The organism is Phocaeicola sp. RTP21198st1_B8_RTP21198_201120 (genome assembly GCF_040929485.1).
GTDB classification, from domain to species: Bacteria; Bacteroidota; Bacteroidia; order Bacteroidales; family Bacteroidaceae; genus Phocaeicola; species Phocaeicola dorei.
In genome coordinates, this window is sequence record NZ_JBCOCI010000310.1 from 1 (window position 1) to 1,522 (window position 1,522).

Sequence of the window (1,522 nt, forward strand, 5' to 3'; positions counted from 1 at the left end):
GACTACCGGTAGTCCATGTCTGCAGGGGTTTGTCATCGCTGCTCAACACCACATCCGCAACTGCAGACTGGCTTGTGATTTCCAGTTGTACAGCTTTCAATGCAGCTACGGTTCCACCTGTAGGCAATGAAGTTCCGGCAGGAATATTACCACATACCGTTACAGTGGTAGCCGCCGCGGGTACATCCGTTATTTGGGTACCGGTAGTCAGATTCGCAATCGTGATGGGAGTGGTTGTAGTCGCGTTCACATATTTCAGAATGCTGGTCCCGTCATGGAAGTATACATGCAGATTACTTACCGTAGCAACCGTTCCCGAGGCTACAGGAGGCTCGGTCGATCTCGTCAGCGTCGGCAACTCCAGCTTCATGAATACGCTTCTCGCTTCCCCGTTCTTTACGTCAGGCACTTCGATGTCATCGTTACTGCACGCGGTGAATGCTGCAGCCATAGCAACCATTGTAAACACGCTTAACAAACTTTTTTTCATAATCATTGTAATTAAATTGTTAATAAAAAAATAAACACTAATAAAACACTTGTTAATATTTAATTCGTACTTATACTTTTTTTCCTGTTTTGTTCTTTCTACTTTTTACTATTTCCCTTCCGCTATCCTGTCCAGTTCCATACGGAGCCCGAAGAACTTGGGAATGAGGTCCGACAGTTCCGGATCCAGGGGAATACGCAGGACAAGATTGGGATTCATGCGGCAGGCCGCAAGCATATGTTCCACTGCTAAGTAATCATCGCCCTGCCGGGCGCTTACCACAGCATGCAGGTATTCCTTGCGGGAATCTACGGGTAACTGGTCTAAAAGAGCGGAAGCCTCTTTATGATAACCGAGCTGTGTCAGGCAAAGGGCGGTGTTATAGTCAGGCCGTTTTTCCAATATCGGCAAGGCTTGCCGGTATTGTCGCTCTGAAAGGAGCCGCAAGGCTTCGGCATACTCTTCTCCCTGCGGAGTATATACGGGACCGCTTGCCGCAAGAGAGTCTGTCTCCGCAGAAGCTATGACATATTGGTCCAGAGCGGAACGGTCAACCAGGTCGCTAAGCGAGGCCACAATGAAGAGCAGCGTGTCCGAGGCGGCAGGCCGCCATGTGCTGCGGTCGGTGGCTTCCACGATAGACTCTAGCCGCACACGGAGCTTTTTCATTCCATCGGTGACGGGCAGAGAATATACATAGTTGTAGATATAATCATGTCCGGAAACTGAATCCGAATTCTGGCGGACCATCACGGAGTCGATATAGGGGAAGGGAATCATACGCCGGCGGATTTCATCACGGTTACGGTCATTCATCTCATTTTCGGCAATCCGGTCGTAGAAATAACGGTGGCGGGAGATGTCCATCGAATCGGTGGCGGTGAGGACATAGTTGTGTATGTTGGACAGGCTGCGCCCCCCCGTTATAAGGGTCACGGAATTTCGAAGGTACACGATCGGCGGTAAGCTCGCGTTCCAGCCGGTACATCGGCCAAAAGGAGGCCGTACGAGGATATTTACGGTCATAGGAGG

At 50.3% G+C, this 1,522-nt stretch carries 1 protein-coding gene and 1 pseudogene; both read right to left on the reverse strand.

What is annotated here, in order from left to right; all coding sequences use genetic code 11:
* Positions 1 to 490, reverse strand: a pseudogene (locus AB5935_RS25760) (hypothetical protein); the annotation flags it as partial.
* Positions 491 to 598: 108 nt separating this feature from the next.
* Complete coding sequence (locus AB5935_RS25765; protein WP_368327845.1) at positions 599 to 1,426, reverse strand: hypothetical protein; 828 nt, start codon at positions 1,424 to 1,426, stop codon at positions 599 to 601.
* Positions 1,427 to 1,522: the final 96 nt, after the last annotated feature.